The following is a 20,883-nucleotide window of genomic DNA, read 5'->3' as shown; positions in this document are numbered from 1 at the left end:
GGTGGGGGATAGGTGTTTTTCTCACTCTGCAGTACTAAACAAACATTGCTCTTTCATGTTTTTCTGCAACTTTGTGGTTTTACTTATGGTAGATCACGTGCACTATATAAACGTGTTACTATGTCTTCTTCATAGTGACACGTTTTTTCTTTTGTCCTCTTAAAGCTGTGTCTTGTTATAAGGTATATAAGGGGCATTTGCGTCATTCTCTAAACGCCGAAAAGCAGCCTCTTTTGTATAGTAGTCTGACGCAGCAGCGCAAACATCTTTATAGTATTTTCAAATTCAATAAGGATGTCAGCCGACAGCCTTATTATATCAGTTGACACAATAAGGATAATTGCAACTACGAACAGTAATCTTTTCCTCGTCAATCATTAAAGACGAAAAAAACATAATGATTTAATCTTTTTCTCTAAAAAAAAGTTTAGTTTTGCAGTATACACTTTTATCTATGGTACGCAAAATCTTATCACTCCTTATTTTGGGCCTCTTCTTCTATAGTTGTGGCAAAATAGATCTGCCTGATCCTCCGAAAAAAGGAGAGAAAAACGAACCAGGAAAAGTAGATCCGTTAAAGCCCTCTCAGCGCTCAGACACAATATCTGTTACGGAAGCACTTACAACGGGTAATGATTCCACCTATTATACAATAGTGGGCTATATTGTGGGCTATGCAAACAGAGGACATAAAGGCTTTGTTTTAGACTTACCCTCGGAATCTATGGCGTGTATTTTACTCGCAGATAAAAAGAATAACACAGACCATCTGCTTCCTATAAATATCGGCAGTCCCAATACCGAATCTCGTAAAATACTTGATCTTTATACTCACCCAGAGAATTTAGGGCGTAAAATTATGGTTGGTGGGTATTTAGAGAAATACTATGGAGTGCATGGGATAAAGAAACTTCGTGCTTTTGAATTTCTTGAAAATAAAGATACTATTTCACAGCAAGGGAAAACCTCTCAACTTCCCACATTAGAAACACGAGAGCAGGTTCTAGAGGGGAGATAGTAGATTTTTTCATTTTTTTCTACAAAACCTTTGGTGGATAAAAATTAAGTTCTACCTTTGCATCGCGTTTGACAAAAACGCTGGTTAATTCGCTTTGCGGAATCCAAGGAAGTTTGGGTGAGTGGCTGAAACCAGCAGTTTGCTAAACTGCCGTACGGGTTACCGTACCGGGGGTTCGAATCCCCCAGCTTCCGCTAACATTTGGCGCTTTCATCTAACGGTTAGGATACATGCCTCTCACGCATGGTATACGGGTTCGATTCCCGTAGGCGCTACAAGAAAAGAGAATCCTAGTGATTCTCTTTTTCGTTTACATCTTATCATTGAGTAAAACTTAAAGCAACAATGCTATGACCAATGAAGAAATGCAAAAGAACAAAGAGGTCTTTCAACAGTTGTGTAAAGAATTTATAAGGCGTGATGGTATTCTGAATCTTCTTGAATATCTTGATACAACCGACTTCTATGTGGCTCCTACCTCCACCAATTATCATTTGAACGAACCAGGCGGCCTTTGTAAGCATTCTATCAATGTTTTTCAAACGGCGTGTGGCATCTATGATGTGATTCTTGCTCCAGCTCTCAAAGAGAAGCGTGCTTGCTTTACAAAAGAAGTGACAATGGAGAGTATCGCCATTGCAACGCTTCTCCATGATCTTTGTAAGGTGGGACTCTATCATCAGACTGAGCGTTTCAAAAAAGACGAAAACAATCGTTGGGTGACATATCTTGGCTATGAAATCAACGATAGCTTTCCTCTAGGCCACGGTGAGAAATCCTGCTTGCTTCTTCATAGCTATATGAAACTCACCAAAGAAGAGATGCTCGCAATACGTTGGCACATGGGAGCTTTCGACTTGGGAGAACAGGGTTCTTCTAACCGCTTTAGTTTCTATAAAGCCCTTGAGGTTTCTCCCCTTGTAGCCCTTGTTCATGCTTCTGATTTCCTTTCTTCTAATTGTCTGGAACCTACACGGAATTGGAAGGAACTAATCATACGCTACAGTTAATAGGATAATTTTATCATAGTCTGTTAATTTCTCAAAGCTCTAATCTTTGTCTTCCGAGTACGAGTTTTGAAGGGATATATCGACTTTGCTTCTTCTGTTTTCATCTGCAACCTTCTTCCTTGAGGATGTTAATTTATGTCGATTTTATTATAGCAATAGTTCTTACTTGCTGCTTGTGATAATTTATTACTTTTGAATTTCTATAATTTTTACTCTTTTCCTCGAAGATAATCTACTTATTAATTTCTAGTTTTTCATTGTAGCTCCTTTTGTGGGTGACGTTGGAAGATTGTAGAGCTTTCTATTTAAATAGGTATAGGGGACAACCTTTATCATTCTTTTTATAGAATTTTAAAATTCGTATTTAGTATGCATCAATTTACATATCTTTTCGATTGTGATGGGGTAGTTTTGGACACGGAATCCCAATATAGCAAGTTCTGGGCACATATCGGGACGTTATATTATCCCCACGTACAAAGCTTTGCTGAAGATATTAAAGGAATGTCTCTCGTAGATATTTTTGCCTGCTATTTCCCTCATGAACCACAGCAAAGAGAAATAAAACAGCTTCTTGATAATTTTGAAGAGTCGATGGAGTATATTTATATTCCAGGTGTAGAGGATTTCCTGAAATCTTTGCGAGATAAAAAACTGCGTACAGCCTTGGTCACAAGTAGTGATCACAATAAGATGGCGCAAGTTTATAGCGCTCATCCAGAAATAAAAGATTACTTCGATTATATTTTTACAGCTGAGGATATACAACGCTCAAAACCAGCTCCTGACTGTTTTATAAATGCTGCAAGAAGATTTGATGTGGCGACGGAAGATTGTATTGTTTTTGAAGATTCTATTAATGGACTTACTGCTGCGAAAGAAAGTGGGACAAAAGTGGTGGGGCTTACTACAACAAATACAGAAGAAAAGATTATGTCTTTCTGCAATCTAATTATTCCTAATTTTATTGGTCAAACTCCAGACTCTATTACTGCTCATTTTGCTTTCTTATCATAAATGAGTAATTTTGCGCAGAAAAAAACTAAATAGATAGTATATGCCAGGATATTTGGTTGAAGACCAAAAAAAGGTGACGGCTAGGAAAATTCAAGCTATGAAGGCAGAAGGGAAGCAAATAGCTATGCTGACTTCTTACGACTTTACAACAGCTAGAATTGTTGACCAAGCAGGAGTTGATATGATACTTGTAGGCGACAGTGCTTCTAATGTGATGGCTGGCAACGAGACTACAATTCCCATTACCCTTGATGAAATGATTTTCCATGCTCGCTCTGTAGTCCGCGGAGTGAAGCGTGCTCTTGTTGTTTGTGATATGCCTTTCGGTTCGTATCAAATAACTGCTGAAGATGCTCTGCGCAATGCGGTTAGGATTATGAAGGAAACCGGAGTAGATGCCTTGAAACTTGAGGGTGGAGCAGAAATCTCGGATTCAATCAAGAGAATGGTTTCTGCTGGAATCCCTGTTTGTGGACATTTGGGCCTCACTCCTCAAAGCGTCCATAAGTTTGGCGGTTATGGTGTGCGTGCTAAAGAAGAATCTGAAGCTGCAAAATTGATTTCGGATGCCAAGATTTTGGCAGAATCAGGATGCTTTGCTATTGTTGTGGAGAAAATACCAGCAAATCTTACACAAAAGGTTGTGGAGGCAGTTCCTGTCCCCATAATTGGTATTGGTGCAGGCTTCGCCGACGGACAAGTTCTCGTCGTTGACGATATGCTTGGAAAGAATGAAGGTTTTCGCCCAAAGTTTCTTCGCGTATATGCAAATCTTGCCCAAGTGATGACCGATGCTATCGGACAATATGTGACAGATGTAAAATCAGGAGATTTCCCCAATGAGCAAGAACGCTACTAAAAACTTAGACAATGTGTGTCAAAAACGCGAAGGCGCGTCGTTGGCTGTAGTGCTAATGTGCTTAGCTAATTTAATGCTAAATGCATATATATTCTCACTGATCCCCATTATATATATGCAGTGGGGAGCAGAGACTACGATTTTTAGTGTCCTTGCCTTTACGATGGGACTTTTCGTTATAGGCCCTTTTAATTCATGGTTTGTTGAAACGTTTCCCCGTAAAACAGTTTGCTTAAAAAGTATCTTTTTATTGGCGTTTCCCTCTCTCCTGTTTCTCTATATTGTAGATTCCTTTTGGATGATACTTTTTTAGGGATTCAAGGGCTCTGTTTTGCAACTGCTCAAAATGCATTGTGCAATACGCTTATCAATGATTTGCAAGTGTCAAGAAACAGAACGCGCGGGGATAATCTTCTCAATAAATTTGGACACTTGGGATTGCCTTTCGGTTGGCTTTTAGGATTCTATTTACCTATGCTTTCAAAGCAATTCTGTGCGATACCTCTTTTTAGCTTTGCTGTCTCAGCATCTCCGGTTATCATTGCCTTCTTAGCTGTGGTCTTTATTCGTGTTCCATTGAAAGCTCCCATTCATGCTAAAGTGTTCTCAAGCGATCGCTTTTTACGTTTATCTGCTTGGCCGCTTTTTTTGCTCACCGTTCTTGCTGCGGCGATAGAAGGGTTGTTTGTCGGTTATAGTCTTTCTTGGAATCCTGAAATAATAGCTGCTAACGCTCTGTATTTAGGAGGAGGATTCCTGATTTCGCTATTGCTTCAGAAGGTAGTATTTGCCGATGCAGATACGCGTGCAGAGTTTGTGAGCGGAGTTGTATTCCTTTTGGGTGCACTGTTACTCTTCTTGCATCCGCTTGATATTGTACATTCTGCTTCGTTTTTACTTTTCGGTATTGGGACTGGCTTACTTTCAGCTCGTCTCCTAATATACTTCCTAAAACTTTCTGGACATTGCCAACGCGGCACTTCTCAGAATACGCATTTCTTAGGTTGGCGTTTAGGATTCGCCATAGGTATTATCGCAGGAATTAGCATAAACAATAATAGTATTATTTATATTTCGCTATTCCTATTGGCTATACTTTTTGCCATCTATTTGATTCTCATACATCCTTGGTTTGAAAAGAATAAAGACCGAGATTTTAAATTTAATGGCCATTAACAGTAAAGAGATAAATAAATAAAATAGAAGTTCACTAGTTTACTCTTTCTTGCAGAATACGATACAGAAAGAGGTCGGGGTTTTCTATGAAAAAACTTTGTACTTTGCTGCGATTGTACTAATTTCGCAAATTAAAAAATGTTTTGTCTACATGAAATTTAGAGAACATAAAGGACTAGACCTCTACAAGGTTAATCAAGAGGTTTTAAAAGATTGGGATAATTCGGACTTGTTCCATAAGAGTATCGAATTACGCGAAGGAAATCCATCCTTCGTTTTCTACGATGGTCCTCCTTCGGCAAATGGTCACCCAGGTATTCATCATGTCATGGCGCGTACCATTAAAGATATGTTCTGCCGCTATAAGACAATGAAGGGGTTTCAAGTGGAGCGTAAAGCGGGCTGGGATACTCACGGACTACCTGTGGAACTTGGTGTAGAAAAAGAATTAGGTATCACCAAAGTTGATATTGGTAAAAAAATCTCAATTGAAGATTATAATGCTCAATGCCGTAAGAATGTCATGAAGTTTACTTCCGAATGGGAGGAACTTACACGTCAGATGGGGTATTGGGCAGATATGGAACATCCATACGTTACGTTCGAGAATTCATACATCGAAACGTTGTGGTGGTTGCTGAAAGAACTTTATAAAAAAGATATTCTTTATAAAGGATATACGATTCAACCCTACAGTCCTGCTGCAGGAACAGGTCTTTCAAGCCACGAACTGAATCTGCCAGGTTGTTACCGTGATGTAAAAGATACAACAGTAACAGCTCAATTCAGTATTGTTGATCCCAAACCCGAAATGACGGAATGGGGAAAGCCCTACTTCATAGCTTGGACAACAACTCCTTGGACTTTGCCTTCTAATATCGCTCTTTGCGTTGGTCCACAAATAGAGTATGTTTGTGTTCAGACTTATAATCCTTATACTGCAGAGAAAGTGAGTCTTGTTATGGCTCGTGACCTTGTTGCAGCTTACTTTAAGACTGAAGGTGCAGAGGCAGATATTAACATCTATGAAAAAGGCGATAAGGTGCTTCCGTATCGTATTGTAGGTTCATGGAAGGGAACAGAGCTTGAAGGTATGCACTATCTCCAATTGATGCCTTGGATACGTCCTTGTCAGAAAGTTGATAAACATGCTCTTCAGTATGTTCTTGATTATGCTGCTGCGCATCCTGAAAAGAAATTTATTGCAGAAAACGGAAAAGATGAATTTGTTGAAATGGCAGATTGTGCTTTCCGCGTTATCTTGGGTGATTATGTAACAACAGAAGATGGTACTGGTATTGTTCATATTGCTAGTACTTTTGGTGCTGACGATGCTCAAGTTGCCAATGCAGCAGGCGTGCCTCCTCTCTTCCTTATAAATAAGAAAGGCGAAACTCGTCCAATGGTAGACTTAGAAGGTAAGTATTATGTATTGGAAGAGCTTGATAATAACTTTATTAGTGCATGTGTCGATAAAGACTCATATAGTCACCATGCAGGTGATTATGTAAAGAATACCTATGATCCGAAATTTAATGTAGGTGATGTGTGGGATTCAAAGGCTTCTGAAAAAGCGGAAGACTTGAATATTGTGATTTGCATGGAAATGAAGATGGAAGGCTTAGCTTTCAGCATTCAGAAGCATGTACATAATTACCCGCATTGCTGGCGTACAGATAAGCCTATCTTGTATTATCCATTGGACAGCTGGTTTATTCGCTCAACGGCTTATAAGGAACGTATGTCTGAACTAAACGAGACCATTCTTTGGAAGCCTACATCTACTGGTACAGGTCGTTTTGGTAAGTGGTTAGAAAATTTGAATGATTGGAATCTCAGTCGCTCTCGCTATTGGGGTACTCCTCTTCCTATCTGGAGAAATGATGAGGATGAAGAGATCTGTATAGGTTCAATTCAAGAGCTTTATGATGAAATAGAGAAGAGTGTTCAATCTGGAGTTATGAAGTCTAATCCTCTTAAAGATAATGGCTTTGTACCTGGCGATTATAGTGAAAATAACTATCATCTTATTGATTTACATCGTCCGTATGTAGACAATATAGTACTTGTTTCTGAAACGGGAAAAGCCCTCTATCGAGAGAAAGACTTAATTGATGTTTGGTTTGATTCTGGTGCAATGCCATTTGCACAGGCTCATTATCCCTTTGAAAATAAAGAGGCAATTGATGGTCAAACAACTTTCCCTGCTGATTTTATTGCAGAAGGTGTAGATCAAACACGTGGTTGGTTCTTTACGCTTCATGCCATTGCTACGATGGTCTTTGACAGTGTGGCCTTCAAGAATGTTATTTCTAATGGACTTGTTCTTGATAAGAATGGGAATAAGATGTCCAAGCGTTTAGGTAATGCTATAGATCCGTTTACTGCTATTCAGAATTATGGCTCAGATCCCTTGCGCTGGTACATGATTACGAATTCTTCTCCATGGGATAATTTGAAGTTTGACGAAGATGGTATTAAAGAAATTACGCGTACGTTCTTTGGAAAGCTTTTCCAAACGTATAGTTTCTTCTCAATGTATGCAAATGTTGATAATTTTGATGCAACAGCACCACAAATCCCCGTTTGCAAGCGTCCTGAGATAGATCGTTGGATTCTTAGTGAACTTAACACACTCGTCCTAAATGTTTCAAAAGATCTTGATGATTATGAACCCACTAAGGCAGGTCGACTCATTATGACTTTTGCAAATGATAACCTCTCTAACTGGTATGTTCGTTTGAACCGCAAACGCTTCTGGGCAGGAGAGATGGACGAATATAAACTCAGTGCTTATCAAACGCTCTATACTTGTCTCCTTACCATCAGTAAACTGATGGCACCTATTGCTCCGTTCTATTCTGATGAGCTTTATAGGGATTTGACAGCTCCTACAGGAAATACTCAGAGTGTGCACTTGACCGATTTCCCTGTATGTGACGAATCTCTTATTGATAAGAATTTGGAAACTCGCATGGAGATGGCACAGAAAATCACCTCTATGGTGTTAAGTCTTCGGAAGAAGGAACATATCATTGTTCGCCAGCCACTGCAAAAAATTTCTATCCCTGCGCTTAATCAAGAACAGAAAGAAGCTGTTGAAGCTGTTAAGCAACTCATCTTGGATGAAGTAAACGTTAAGGAGCTTGAGTTTGTTGAAGGCTCAATACTGGAAAAGACTGTGAAATGTAATTTCCGCGTGATGGGCAAGAAGTTTGGAAAGCAGATGAAGGCTGTTTCTGCTGCGGTTGCAGAGATGTCTCAAGAAGAAATTGCAACACTTGAGAGAGACGGTAGCATTTCACTTCCGCTTGGAGAAGAATCTGCCCTTATAGAACTTCAAGACGTAGAAATTATCAGTGCAGATATTCCAGGATGGACTGTTGCCAATGAAGGCTCTTTAACGGTTGCCCTCGATTTGGAAGTTACAGACGAACTTCGTCAAGAAGGTATTGCTCGTGAAATAGTGAAACGTATTCAGGCTTATCGTAAGGACAGTGGTTTTGAAATAACTGATCATATTAAAGTCACTTTCCAAAACGAACCTACATTGAAAGAAGTTCTCAACAAGTATGCTGACTATATCGCAGGGCAAGTTCTTGCAGACACCCTCACTTTCCAGCCCTCTGTTGAAGGTGTTCTTCTTGAGTTGGATACGCTCAAAGTCATGATGAATATTGATAAAGCATAAAATCTTATCCTCTCTATTTTCTCTCACGAGGGGAAGGTAAGAGGATATATTAGTGTAATAAATTATAAATTAAAGTTCAAGTTGATACATATCGCAAGAACTGCAAATACCCAACACTTCTATGCCAGACAAGACGCGCTATAGCGACGAAGAACTTGGAGAGTTCCGCCTGCTCATTCAAGAAAAAATAGCTCTTGCTACACGTGAATACGATGAGATTATGGATATCTTAATGAACAAAGATTCCAATGATGTAAACGATGAAATGCCCACCTATAAGGCTCTTGAAGAGGGGAGTTCTGCCCATACCAAGGAAGAACTTACCAATATGGGAGCCCGACAGCTCAAGTTTATCCAAGGCTTAAAAGCAGCTTTGGTTAGAATTGAGAACAAGACTTACGGCGTTTGTCGTGTTACAGGAAAGTTAATTCCCAAAGAGCGGCTTCGTGCAGTACCTCATGCAACAACAAGCATTGAGGGAAAGATGATGGAGCAACAACGTAAAGGTTGATAATGGATACAACTACTCAAAAACAAGCATCAACTAGAAAAAGATGGATGGTGGCTACGGCCATCATCCTTTTTGTACTTATTGTTGATCAGATAATAAAGTATCTTGTAAAGACCAATATGCAGCTCCACGACCACATAGATATTACTTCGTGGTTTCAGATTCTTTTTACAGAAAACAAGGGTATGGCTTATGGTATGGCATTCAGTGGTACATGGTTATTGACGATTTTTCGGCTAATAACTATTATCCCTTTGTTTTGGATACTTACGAGAATTATTAAGAAGCATCTGCCCATGGGGCTTGTAGTGTGCTTATCAATGATTATTGCTGGAGCTATAGGTAATATCATCGACAACTGTCTGTATGGTCTTATCTTTACCGAGAGTTATCCTGAATCTCTTGGTATGCCTATTGCTCATGTTGTACCTTTGGGGCAAGGCTATGGACATTTTCTTGATGGTAAGGTTGTTGATATGTTTTATTTCCCTCTGTTCACCTGGCCACAATGGGTACCCATTTTAGGGGGTAAAGTTTTCTTCAACGCCATTTTTAATTTTGCAGATAGTAGCATTTCTTGTGGTGCTATTACTTTGCTTCTTTTCTATTCCCGCTTCTTTCACATAAAGCAAAAGGAGGAATAGACAGGTCTTTTTCAAAGTTTTTGCAGCAATGAGAGTAGTATATTTTGGCATTTATCTTTTGGTCGTATTTCTTTTAGGTAGTTGTCGCAAGAAAGCACCTGAGGACATTCTTTCGCCATCAAAGATGGAAGAGATATTATATGACTATCACATTGCGCAAGCCATGGGGCAGCTTTCAGATAGTGCTGACTACAACACAAAACTTTATAGTGAAGCGGTATTCAAGAAATATGATATAACAGAAGCCGACTTCGATAAATCTATGGTGCATTATTCTCGACATGCTGATGAACTCTATAAAATTTATCAAAAGCTGAATGAGCGCTTTGGCTCTTCTGTAAATTCTTCAAAACTCAGCACCGGACATACTATTGTAGGAACTGATACAACAATAGTTTGGAGTGGCAACTCTTTAAACTTGCTGAGTGCCAATGGTAGAAACCATTTAGATTTTGATATTCCTGTGGATTCTACAGTTCAAGCAGGAAGTCAACTCATTATGCGCTTTTACACTCAGTGGATTTATCATGAGGGAGAGAAATCGGCCATTCTTAATCTTACAATTCATTATGCTAACGACTCTACCGTAGTGATGACGCGCAATATCTACGACAGCGGAGAGCAGACTTTGAGTCTGTGGGTAGGTGATACTCCAATTCGTTTCATTAATGGATTTGTTTACCAAGTTGCTACATGGGCAACTCGTCCTAAACTTCTTGTCATTTCTCAGCCCATGTTCCTATGTATTAATCCTAAAAAAGGGGATAAGACTGAAAATGAGCAGCAGAAATCAAAGGCGGACAGCACAGAGAGTAAGAAAGCCAAAAGCTCAGAACAACAGATTCAAGACAGTCTCCTAAATATTGACAAGGAGCATTCTAAGCAAAATCACTTTAAATAGCTATGGAGCAAATAGGAGTGAGTCGTCTCCATCTTCCTGATGGAACTATTCGTCATAATCAAGTGCTCATTTTTGAGGGTAAAAAACTTGTTCACTACTTTCCTCTAACAGAAGAAATAGCATTTACAAAATGGATAGGAGGGGACTATTATCTTAATCCAACAGAGCTTTCTCTCTACTAGCTCTCATCAATTTATTTCACTGATTTAGCTGCAATATACCGATTTTGCAAAATTTAGATTTCAAAACACCTATATATACGCAAAATAATATTAATTTATTTGCTCCTACCAACCTAATACATTTACCTTTGCACAATCAAACTAGATATTGTGTGAATTTAAAAAGCAATTAAAGTATGAAAAAGTTATTTTTGACGCTCATTCTCGCAGTAGCGACAGTTGTTGCCAGTGCACAGGTTTATGTTGGTGGCGAAGTAGGTTTTTGGCGTAATCCTGACGCAAACCATACCAATTTCACTTTTCAGCCAGAAGTTGGTTACACACTTTCTAAGCAGTGGGCTATCGGTACTAGCATAGGTTTCAAACACAACTACACCAAAGGTTCTAAGGTGAATGCTATCAACGTGTCTCCGTATGCACGTTACTCTTTTGCAAAATTTGGTCCCGTAAACCTCTTCGTTGATGGTGGCTTTGGCTTTTACAGTGTAAAGCCTAAGAAAGGTAATTCTGCTAGCGCATGGGAGGTAGGTTTGAAACCTGGGCTTGCTGTGAATCTTAACAAGAAGCTGAGCTTCGTTGCTCACGCAGGTTTCCTTGGCTATCGTGATTCTGATGATGCTATTGCTGACAAACTTTGGGAGAATGGCTTTGGCTTCAAACTGAGTGGAAACAATCTCCAATTCGGTCTTTACTACAATTTTTAATCACGAAGTACAGACTCTTATAAGAAGGCTCGATACTCTAAAGTGTCGGGCCTTCATTTTTTTCTAATCCGGCAAAATACAATACTTGTATTTTTTTTATATCCTTATTGCGTCTTCAAATAGAATACTAGCTTTTGAAAATAGCAGTATTCTATTTTTGAATCGGAGAATATGTTATGGCGAAGTAATAAGAAAGCATTTGAATTCTCTTGACAAACATGAGGGTTATTACAGCGTCAAAGCTTGCAGTGCCTAATCTATTACGATTTTTTTATTTATTTTTGCGGCTATATTTATGATACTTTATGGCTATGCAGAATGTTGATATATTTAAAGCTGTAGATTTCTATGACTTGTTAAGATCTACGAAATCTTTGAAGATTGTGGCTTTAAAAGCCAAAACTAAATACTCTCTCCTTTATATTTCGGATAAAGAAGTAACGTTGGGGTATAGATGCGTTGAGCGAATGATTCAAGCTGCAGAAGACATACAAGCAGCTATGGTCTATTCGGATCGCTACGATGACGCGTATCCTCATCCCGTAATAGATTATCAAGAAGGGGCTTTGCGTGACGATTTCGATTTTGGTCCACTATGGTTGGTGCGTACAGACCTGCTAAAATCGTTCTTTACAAATGAAGATTGTCGCCCACGTTATAGATTCTCAGCACTCTATGCACTTCGTCTCTATTTAAGCAGGAATGGAGCTATCTTTCATTTGAAAGAATATCTCTACTCTGTCACCGAAACGGATTTGCGTGCCAGTGGAGTTAAGCAGTTTGATTATGTTGATCCGCGAAATAGAGAAGTGCAATTAGAAAACGAGCGTATTTGCACAGAGCATCTCCGCTGTGTTGGCGCATTTCTCCCTGCCGAAGAGTTTGATGATTTGCCTCCATTTCTTGAGAAAGATGGCGAATTCCTCGTAGAAGCAAGTGTTATCATACCTGTTCGCAACCGCGTAAAAACTATTAGTGATGCAATTCAAAGCGTTCTTTCTCAAGACGCAGGTTTTGATTATAATATAATTGTAGTAGACAATCACTCCTCCGATGGAACGTCAGAAGTCATTGAAACCTTTAGCAGCGATAAGAGAGTAGTTCATCTCATTCCCAAACGCAAAGATTTAGGTATTGGCGGTTGTTGGGATTTAGCAATACGTGATGCACATTGTGGCCGCTATGCTGTACAACTAGATTCCGATGACTTGTATAGCTCCACGGATGTGTTAGAACGCATCGTTATGGCGTTTCAAAAGCAGAAAGCTGCAATGGTAATAGGTTCATATCGTATGGTTAACTTTCAGTTGGAGACTTTACCTCCAGGACTTATAGATCATAAGGAATGGACACCTGACAATGGTCGTAATAATGCGTTGCGTATCAATGGTCTTGGGGCGCCACGTGCTTTTCGTACTGATATTCTACGCAGAATTGGTTTCCCAAATACTTCTTATGGAGAGGATTACGCTTTAGGCTTGACCATTTCACGCCACTATCGCATAGGACGTATTTATGATGAACTTTATTTGTGTCGTCGGTGGGAAGGAAATAGTGATGCAGCTTTAAATGTAGAGCAAGTGAATAAAAATAATCTCTATAAAGATTCGCTACGCACTATGGAACTGAGAGCTCGCTGCTCTCTTAATGCAACTCGTAACCACTCGGTTGAAGCCTCAGAGGTCGCTGATTTTTTCAATCAGCAATTGGAGCGTTGGCAAGAAGTTGAAGAGAGATTCCGTGAACTTGATTCAGTAGAAATGAAAGAGTTTCCCATGGGAAACTCTTCACTTGCTGTCCAATATAATCCTTTACGTATTGTTTCAACAGGTGCAAAGATAGATAAGAAAACGATCAAGGCGCGTCAGTGCTTTCTTTGCAATGAGAATAGACCTTCTGAACAAGTATCTCTTCCGATCGCAGGGAAATTTCAGATTCTAGTAAATCCGGTTCCGATACTCCCTCATCATCTGACTATTCCCACACGTCATCATTTGCCACAAACATTCTCTTTGTTGCAGGATGTTATGAACCAAATAGCATGGAAACTAAAGGATGCTGTAGTTTTCTATAATGGGCCGCGTTGTGGAGCTTCTGCTCCTGATCACGCTCATTTGCAAGCAGGTGAAAAAGGAGTGATACCCATTGAGAAAAATTGGAAGTTCTACTCTTCAAAGATGCAAAAGGTTTGGCCAGTTACCCATTATGATGAATCCGAGCTACAAGACCATGGCTATTCTGCTACACAAGCAGGAATTTACTTATTGAAAGAATATGCTTGTCCTGGTTTTGTTATTGTGGGGGAGCGCGTAGGTAAAAACTTTCTTACAAATAAACTTTTTGATGTCCTCCCCATTGAGGCAGAAATGAAAGAGCCTGATGTCAATGTCTTGACATGGAAGGAGGAGGGTTTTCCAGTTCTAGAAGAGCGACTAGTAAGTATTGTTTTTCTGCGTCGCAAACATCGCCCTAATTGTTATTATGCAGAAGGAGATGCAAACTTTGTTGTTTCTCCAGGTTCTGTAGATATGGGTGGACTAATTATTACACCTCGTAAGGAGGATTTCGATCGAATGACAGCCAAGAAAGTGTGCGATATATTAAGAGAGGTTACTGCTACAGAAAAGGATCTGGAGCGCATTGCTAAACAACTACAAAACTCCAAACCACAGCGCACAGATATAACTTCTTCTCTTTCAAACTCAAACCAAACAGCAGAGCCACAAGTAAGTGTGGGAATCTGTTGCGGAAATGAAATTCGCTTTACCCTGCATGCTCCCTATATGGCAAAGGGGAGAAATGAAGAAGGAGTACAAGTGGTCACTTGCGAAAATGGAGGGATTTTTTGGAAAGGGAATCTTTATAGTGAATTGACTTTTACTCCGATTGAAAAGGAGGCTAGTTTCACACTGCAGGATGTTACTATTGGTGTTAACTTCCATTGGGAACGCCAGGAGGTTCAAACTTTCCGGGGAAAACTACGTTTATTGGTTCACGAAGGAAAGATACATGTGATCAATGAATTGCCCGTAGAGGATTATCTCCGCAGCGTTATTTCTTCGGAAATGAGTGCAACATCTTCTCTTGAACTCTTGAAGGCTCATGCTGTAGTTTCTCGTAGCTGGCTTTTCTTTCAAATACAGAAAAAGCAGAGGAATCGAGAAACAAATAGTAACTTCTTTTCTTTCCAGCGTAAGAAAGATGAATATATCCGTTGGTATGATAGAGAGGATCATACACTCTTTGATGTTTGTGCCGACGACCATTGTCAGCGGTATCAGGGAATAACGCGCGAAGTGGCAGAAGCTGTATCGCGTGCTATTGATGAAACTCATGGTTTAGTACTGGCTAATGAGGAGGAAATTTGTGATGCACGCTTCTCTAAATGTTGCGGTGGAATTTCTGAAACATTTGCCACTTGTTGGAACGATGAAGATATTGTTTATCTTCAACCTGTTCGCGATATAGAAGATTCAACTATTCCAGATTTAAGAATAGAAGAGAATGCAGATAAGTGGATCCGTCAATCGCCAGCAGCTTTTTGCAACACAGATGACAAGCAACTCTTGAAACAAGTATTAAACTCATACGACCAAGAAACTTCGGATTTCTATCGTTGGACTGTTTGCTATACAAAAGCGGAGATATCAACTTTAGTGAATAAGAAAACGGGAGAGGACTTTGGAGAAATTCTTGATTTGATTCCTATAGAACGAGGTGCAAGTGGGCGTCTCAAAAAGCTCCAAATCGTGGGTACTAATAAGTCGATGATAATTGGAAAAGAATTAGAAATAAGAAGAATTCTCTCAGAAAGTCATCTTTATAGTAGTGCTTTTGTTGTGGACAAAGATGATGCAGGCAATTTCACGCTGATTGGAGCAGGATGGGGGCATGGAGTAGGCATGTGCCAGATAGGTGCGGCTGTCATGAGTGAAAAGGGGTATGAATTTACCTCTATTCTTTCCCATTATTATCGTAATACAGTATTAAAGAAGATTTATTGATGAGCCAGAATAATAATGTACGCAGTCCATGGGCTTGGATCCCCTCACTCTATTTTGCAGAAGGTATTCCTAATATATTGGTAACCTTCTTAGCTTGTTTTATGTATAAGCGCTTAGGGCTCTCCAATACGGATGCAGCTCTCTACACTTCCTGGCTATATCTTCCTTGGGTTATCAAACCCTTTTGGAGTCCGATTGTAGAGATGCTAAAATCGAAGCGTTGGTGGATTCTTATCATGCAACTTCTCTTGGGAAGCTCCATGGCAGGAGTAGCTTTCACTATTCCCTTCCCACATTTTGTACAATGGACCTTGTGTTTCTTCTGGCTGATGGCTTTCAGTAGCGCAACCCATGATATAGCTGCAGATGGCTTCTATATGATAGCTCTAAATCAGCATGATCAGAGTCTCTATGTAGGTGTGCGCAGTACATTTTATCGCGTATCTACAATAGCTGGTCAAGGTATTCTGACGATATTTGCTGGCGCGCTGGAGACATATACCCGCAGTCCTTCCAAGGCATGGAGTTATACTTTCTTTCTTGCAGTAGCTGTTTTTACTTTACTTTATTGCTGGCACGCATTTATTTTGCCGCGTCCCCTTGATGATCAAAGTAAGGAGGCAAAATTAAATACAACCCAACTGACTGAATTCTTCCAAACTTTCATTAGCTTTTTCAAAAAACCAGGGATAGGTATAGCCATTCTATTTATGCTTTTGTATCGACTACCGGAAGCTCTTCTTACAAAGATTTGTCCGCTTTTTTATGTTGACCCTATAAATAAAGGAGGGTTGGGATTGGCAACAAGCGAAATAGGTTTCTTGCAAGGTACGGTAGGTGTAATCGGTTTGCTTTTAGGCGGAATCGTAGGCGGAATTGTAGTAGCAAAAGACGGTTTTAAGAAATGGCTTTGGCCGATGGTACTAAGTATTACCATTCCAGATCTAGTATATATTTTCTTAGCTTATTATCAACCCGATAATTTTATTTTGATAAATGTGCTAGTCTTCCTAGAGCAATGTGGTTATGGGTTTGGTTTCACTGCCTACATGCTCTATTTGATGTATTTTGCTCAAGGCCCCGCTAAAACGGCTCACTATGCTTTTTGCACAGGTTTTATGGCGCTTAGTATGATGTTACCAGGCTTGTTAAGTGGTTGGCTGCAAGAAAAAATAGGATATCTCAACTTCTTCATCCTTGTGTGTTGCCTAACACCATTAACCTTTATGGCAGCTGCACTTATAAAGGTTCCCAAAGATTATGGAAAGTAATCCTCTTATTGAGAATTTCTTTTATAAATAAAAAGGGAAGTCATTTTACTGGCTTCCCTTTTTATTTTTGCGGAAAGAGAGGGATTCAAACCCCCGATACCCGAAAGGGTATACTGGATTTCGAGTCCAGCGCATTCGGTCACTCTGCCAACTTTCCTTATATTGATGCAAAGGTAAAAAAATCTTAGTTCTATGCATCAACTTTTTTAGAACGTAAGAATCACAGCACTATGCGCTGAAATTCTTACCCTAGTGGGGGCTGTAGTATTAAGTGTTAGAGTTTGCGTTTTGCCAGAAATGAGTTCTTTGGCTTTTTTCGTCTGTGGTTTAATGCCTAAGTATTCAAATGCTGCAGAGGGAATATTGATGCAAATTTTTTTTTCTGTGTCAGCAAAGTTTGCCACAATTAGTGCTGTCTCTTTCCCCGTTGAGCGGAGCATAGCAAAGGTACGATGAGGATCGAAGTTTTCTGACGAATCGTTAACATACATAAGATCAAATTTTTTCCCCTCTCGGATAGCTTCAGAACTATTGATAATTTTAACTATAGAGCGATAGAAAGCGTAGAGTTTGGCTTCATTTTTATCCAAGTATTTTATACCACGTGTTAATTTCTGATAAGAAGGAACTCCCCAATAATCAAAAATTGTTGTTCGTCCATCTTCTCCACTAAAACCTTCATTGCCCATGCCATTTTCTCCTATTTCTTGTCCTGCATAAATCATGACTGGTGCCTTGTCGAGTGTGGCACTAACGACTAAAGCGGGTAACGCTTTTTCTGCATTTCCTGCAAAGAATGGAGAGGCGATGCGTTGCTCGTCATGGTTTTCGAGAAAGTGGAGCATGTGGTCTTGAATGTCATCAGTGGCTTGCCAGCAGTGAGTAATGGCTGTAGCAGAATTCTCTTCTCGAACGACGCTGCGCAATGTATCATACAGTCCAACTTTATCATAAAGATAGTCGAAGCCTCCCACGTGAATATAGTTGCGGTACTCTTCTGGATTATAAATTTCGGCAATAAAAGTCACCTTGGGATATTCTTGTTTTACGCGAGCAATGGCATGATGCCAAAATTCAACAGGAACCATTTCTGCCATATCGCAACGGAATCCATCAATACCTTTGGCTGCCCAAAAAAGGAGAATATCAGTCATTTTTTTCCACGTATCAGGAATGGGGGAGAAGTGCGTAGAGCGTCCATTTTGATAGTCGACACCGTAGTTTAGCTTGATTGTTTCATACCAATCATTGACTCCTGGCCAAGCACTGAAAACATCGTTTCCTGAGACGCGTGCAGGTATTTCTGTGTAAGAATTGTTATTGCCCGATATTCTGTCAAGATGTAATGGCTCGTTAGGGATATAGTAGAAATTGTTCTGTGCAGAAAAGGCGAGAGACGTATTGTCTGTTTCGCCTAAGTCTTTAATACCTGTAGGTTGACAGTCAGAATGATACTGGCGTGCAACGTGGTTCGGAACAAAGTCCATAATCATTCGTAAACCTGCCTTGTGAGTTCTTTCCACTAATTGTTTGAACTCGTTCATTCGATTGGAAATATTGACTGCTAAATCTGGATCAATGTCGTAATAATCTTTAATAGCATAAGGTGATCCTGCATTTCCTTTTACAACTTCAGTATTATCGCGAGCGATGCCAAAAGCAGAATAATCTGTCTTTGTGGCATGTTCAATTAGTCCTGTATACCAAATGTGGGTAAATCCCATATCTTTGATGCGTTTCAAGCGGCGAGCATCAAAGTCGTTCATCTTACCACATCCGTTTTCAGCCAATGTCCCATTATTTTTATTGAGAGTTACGGTATTTCCGTACAGACGAGGTAAGACCTGATAGATAGTAATTCTTTCCTGGCTCATAACAGAGAGAGGCACTGCCAAGGCAAGTGCACAAAGTAGTTTCATTATGTTTATTATTGACTTGTGAAAAACGGAAGAGCCTAATGGTAGTATACGCTGCGATATGCGTTTTCCCCCGTTAGGCTTTTTGTTTCGTATCAGATCATTTGTAGCGTTTCACGCGATTATTCTTCAATGCCTTGAATCTCGATATCGAGATTCTGTGCGCGAGCAATTTTAGAAACCATTCCTTGAAGGGCTTTGCCTGGACCACATTCTGTGAAGCTAGCGCAACCATCTGCTAGCATACTTTTAACTTCTTTTGTCCAAAGAACGCTATGTGTGAGTTGCTGAATAAGATTGGTTTTGATTTCTTCAGGATCTGTGTGTGCAAGACCATCATAGTTCTGATAAACAGGACAGATTGGTTTCTTGAACTCTGTAGTAGCAATGGCCGTTTTCAGTTCTTCTTGAGCTGGTTGCATGAAGGGACTATGGAATGCACCGCTTACGGGGAGAACAAGTGCACGTTTAGCACCAGCTTCTTTCAGAAGAGCACAAGCCTCTTTGATAGCTTCTTCATCGCCAGAGATAACAAGCTGTCCTGGACAGTTGTAGTTGGCAGGAACAACCAGCTTATCATCTTTACTCACTTGCTTGCAAATTTCTTCCACTTTTTCATCAGACATGGAAATGATAGCAGCCATGGTACCAGGTTTCACTTCGCAAGCAGCCTGCATCGCCTTTGCACGGGCTGCCACAAGTTTTAAACCATCTTCAAAGCTTAGGCAACGAGCTGCAGTGAGTGCAGAAAATTCACCAAGTGAGTGACCTGCTACCATATCAGGAGTGAAACTTTCACCCAGACAGAGAGCTTTGACAACACTATGAATATATACTGCAGGTTGCGTTACTTTCGTTTGTTTTAGTTCCTCATCTGTACCATTAAACATGATGTCTGTGATGCGGAAACCGAGAATTTCATTAGCTTTCTCGAAAAACTGTTTGGCAACGGGATGCTTCTCATAGAGATCTTTGCCCATACCGACAAACTGTGCACCCTGGCCGGGAAAAACAAATGCTTTCATGTAGCTTATTTTTTATTGTTGGATATCTGTACGCAAAGTTAATCATTTTTTTTGTTCATCCGACATTTTGAGTGATACTTGCCCAGCATGACAAAAGAAAATCGCTGTACTTTCGAAGAATTATCAAGAAACAAATGTGGAAATATGAATAGCTGTTTTCTATATCATTGCTAGGGATTTTATGTCTATAAATGCACTTGTGAGGAATGCAAAGATAAGAGAAACCTTTTGCATGTTCAATTTAAACAACGTGAGTTCGACGAATTATAAGTGTCTATAAAATTGGTGATTAGCGAAATTTGTTGTAATTTTAATGTGCTAACATACAAATAGTTACAAACAAAAATCGCTATGATCACCGAAGACGAAATTACAGAAATCTTTTGTGTGGCAGACGGCTTCTGCAAGTTTTTTGATGCTATGACAGCAAAATATACACTAAAACCTATTGGAAAAAGAAAATATCATCGAAATTCTACAATGTCAAAGGCAGAAGTCATGTTGATAATGATTCTTTTCCACACTTCCGGTTATCGCTGCTTTAAACATTTCTATCTTGAAAAAGTGCACAAAGTTTTCAAAGGAATAGCCCAAAGAGGAAAAAGCTCTATGGGTTGGTTCTTCGCTTTCAAGTTGCACTTAATTTACAATGAGAAAGGAGAGCTTCTTAACTTTATGATAACGCCGGGAGATATTGATGATCGTAAACCTTTGGAGTACAAAGCTTTTGTAGAGTTCATACATGGAAAACTCTTAGTTGACAAGAGATACATCAGTAAGAACCTTTTTCAGCGGCATTTCGTTGGTGGAATACAACTTATTAACCTCAATTCGGGATAAGCAGTTCTTCTTTTTCCTCAAAAAAGTTTCAATAAAAGCCTAAAAAGAGGATTGTTTTTTGTATATTTACTGTTGAAAATCAATCATATAACAAAATAACAATCCTCATGAAAC

The 20,883-nt window shown here is 39.6% G+C and carries 14 protein-coding genes, 3 tRNA genes and 1 pseudogene; 15 read left to right on the top strand and 3 right to left on the bottom strand.

The window, feature by feature from the left end; translation table 11 throughout:
* Positions 1–454: 454 nt before the first annotated feature.
* The 14 genes from FHS60_RS09845 (at position 455) to FHS60_RS09780 (ending at position 16,988) form a co-directional block, all read left to right on the top strand.
* A complete protein-coding gene (locus FHS60_RS09845; RefSeq protein ID WP_183698054.1) occupies positions 455–1,018 on the top strand; it encodes a DUF6359 domain-containing protein in 564 nt (187 codons plus the stop codon).
* A 107-nt stretch (positions 1,019–1,125) separates the two neighbouring features.
* A tRNA-Ser gene (locus tag FHS60_RS09840) sits at positions 1,126–1,212 on the top strand.
* Positions 1,213–1,221: 9 nt separating this feature from the next.
* Positions 1,222–1,293, top strand: a tRNA-Glu gene (locus tag FHS60_RS09835).
* Positions 1,294–1,368: 75 nt separating this feature from the next.
* Positions 1,369–2,028, top strand: coding sequence for a hypothetical protein (locus FHS60_RS09830; RefSeq protein WP_183698052.1), 660 nt, complete (start codon positions 1,369–1,371; stop codon positions 2,026–2,028).
* Positions 2,029–2,397: 369 nt separating this feature from the next.
* A complete protein-coding gene (locus FHS60_RS09825; protein WP_183698050.1) occupies positions 2,398–3,045 on the top strand; it encodes an HAD family hydrolase in 648 nt (215 codons plus the stop codon).
* A gap of 40 nt (positions 3,046–3,085) precedes the next feature.
* Entirely contained in the window at positions 3,086–3,904 is an 819-nt protein-coding gene (gene panB, locus FHS60_RS09820) for a 3-methyl-2-oxobutanoate hydroxymethyltransferase (protein ID WP_183698048.1), read from the top strand.
* A gap of 228 nt (positions 3,905–4,132) precedes the next feature.
* Positions 4,133–5,080, top strand: a complete 948-nt coding sequence (locus FHS60_RS09815) for an alpha-crystallin domain-containing protein (protein WP_183698046.1) — start codon at positions 4,133–4,135, stop codon at positions 5,078–5,080.
* Between the two features lie 151 nt (positions 5,081–5,231).
* On the top strand, positions 5,232–8,771 hold the full coding sequence (gene ileS, locus FHS60_RS09810) for an isoleucine--tRNA ligase (RefSeq protein WP_183698044.1): 3,540 nt from the start codon (positions 5,232–5,234) through the stop codon (positions 8,769–8,771).
* Between the two features lie 121 nt (positions 8,772–8,892).
* Positions 8,893–9,282: a TraR/DksA family transcriptional regulator gene (locus FHS60_RS09805; protein WP_009346468.1), complete on the top strand. Its 390-nt coding sequence runs from the start codon at positions 8,893–8,895 to the stop codon at positions 9,280–9,282.
* A gap of 2 nt (positions 9,283–9,284) precedes the next feature.
* A complete protein-coding gene (locus FHS60_RS09800; protein WP_183698042.1) occupies positions 9,285–9,926 on the top strand; it encodes a lipoprotein signal peptidase in 642 nt (213 codons plus the stop codon).
* Between the two features lie 28 nt (positions 9,927–9,954).
* Positions 9,955–10,827, top strand: coding sequence for a DUF4296 domain-containing protein (locus FHS60_RS09795; RefSeq protein WP_183698040.1), 873 nt, complete (start codon positions 9,955–9,957; stop codon positions 10,825–10,827).
* 358 nt (positions 10,828–11,185) lie between these two features.
* Positions 11,186–11,713: an outer membrane beta-barrel protein gene (locus FHS60_RS09790; RefSeq protein ID WP_183698038.1), complete on the top strand. Its 528-nt coding sequence runs from the start codon at positions 11,186–11,188 to the stop codon at positions 11,711–11,713.
* Between the two features lie 467 nt (positions 11,714–12,180).
* Positions 12,181–15,717, top strand: a complete 3,537-nt coding sequence (locus FHS60_RS09785; RefSeq protein ID WP_244957488.1) for a DUF4922 domain-containing protein — start codon at positions 12,181–12,183, stop codon at positions 15,715–15,717.
* The gene (locus FHS60_RS09780; protein ID WP_183698034.1) at positions 15,717–16,988 is read left to right on the top strand and encodes an MFS transporter; all 1,272 of its coding nucleotides are present in this window, start codon (positions 15,717–15,719) and stop codon (positions 16,986–16,988) included. Before FHS60_RS09785 ends, FHS60_RS09780 begins: the two co-directional genes overlap by 1 nt.
* 70 nt (positions 16,989–17,058) lie before the next feature.
* Here the strand turns inward: FHS60_RS09780 and FHS60_RS09775 are convergent.
* The 3 genes from FHS60_RS09775 to fabD all read right to left on the bottom strand — a co-directional run bounded on the left by FHS60_RS09775 (position 17,059) and on the right by fabD (position 19,929).
* Positions 17,059–17,145, bottom strand: a tRNA-Ser gene (locus tag FHS60_RS09775).
* 49 nt (positions 17,146–17,194) lie between these two features.
* Complete coding sequence (locus FHS60_RS09770) at positions 17,195–18,907, bottom strand: alpha-amylase family protein (RefSeq protein ID WP_183698032.1); 1,713 nt, start codon at positions 18,905–18,907, stop codon at positions 17,195–17,197.
* Positions 18,908–19,026: 119 nt separating this feature from the next.
* Positions 19,027–19,929 carry an ACP S-malonyltransferase gene (fabD, locus tag FHS60_RS09765; RefSeq protein ID WP_183698030.1) on the bottom strand — a complete coding sequence of 301 codons (903 nt, stop codon included), beginning with the start codon at positions 19,927–19,929 and terminating at the stop codon, positions 19,027–19,029.
* Positions 19,930–20,280: 351 nt separating this feature from the next.
* Between fabD and FHS60_RS09760 the strand changes: the two are divergent.
* Positions 20,281–20,751: pseudogene (locus FHS60_RS09760) on the top strand (transposase); the annotation flags it as partial.
* Between the last annotated feature and the right edge of the window lie 132 nt (positions 20,752–20,883).

Source organism: Alloprevotella rava (genome assembly GCF_014195585.1).
Classification (GTDB): domain Bacteria; phylum Bacteroidota; class Bacteroidia; order Bacteroidales; family Bacteroidaceae; genus Alloprevotella; species Alloprevotella rava.
This window is presented reverse-complemented; position numbering and strand designations above follow the sequence as displayed.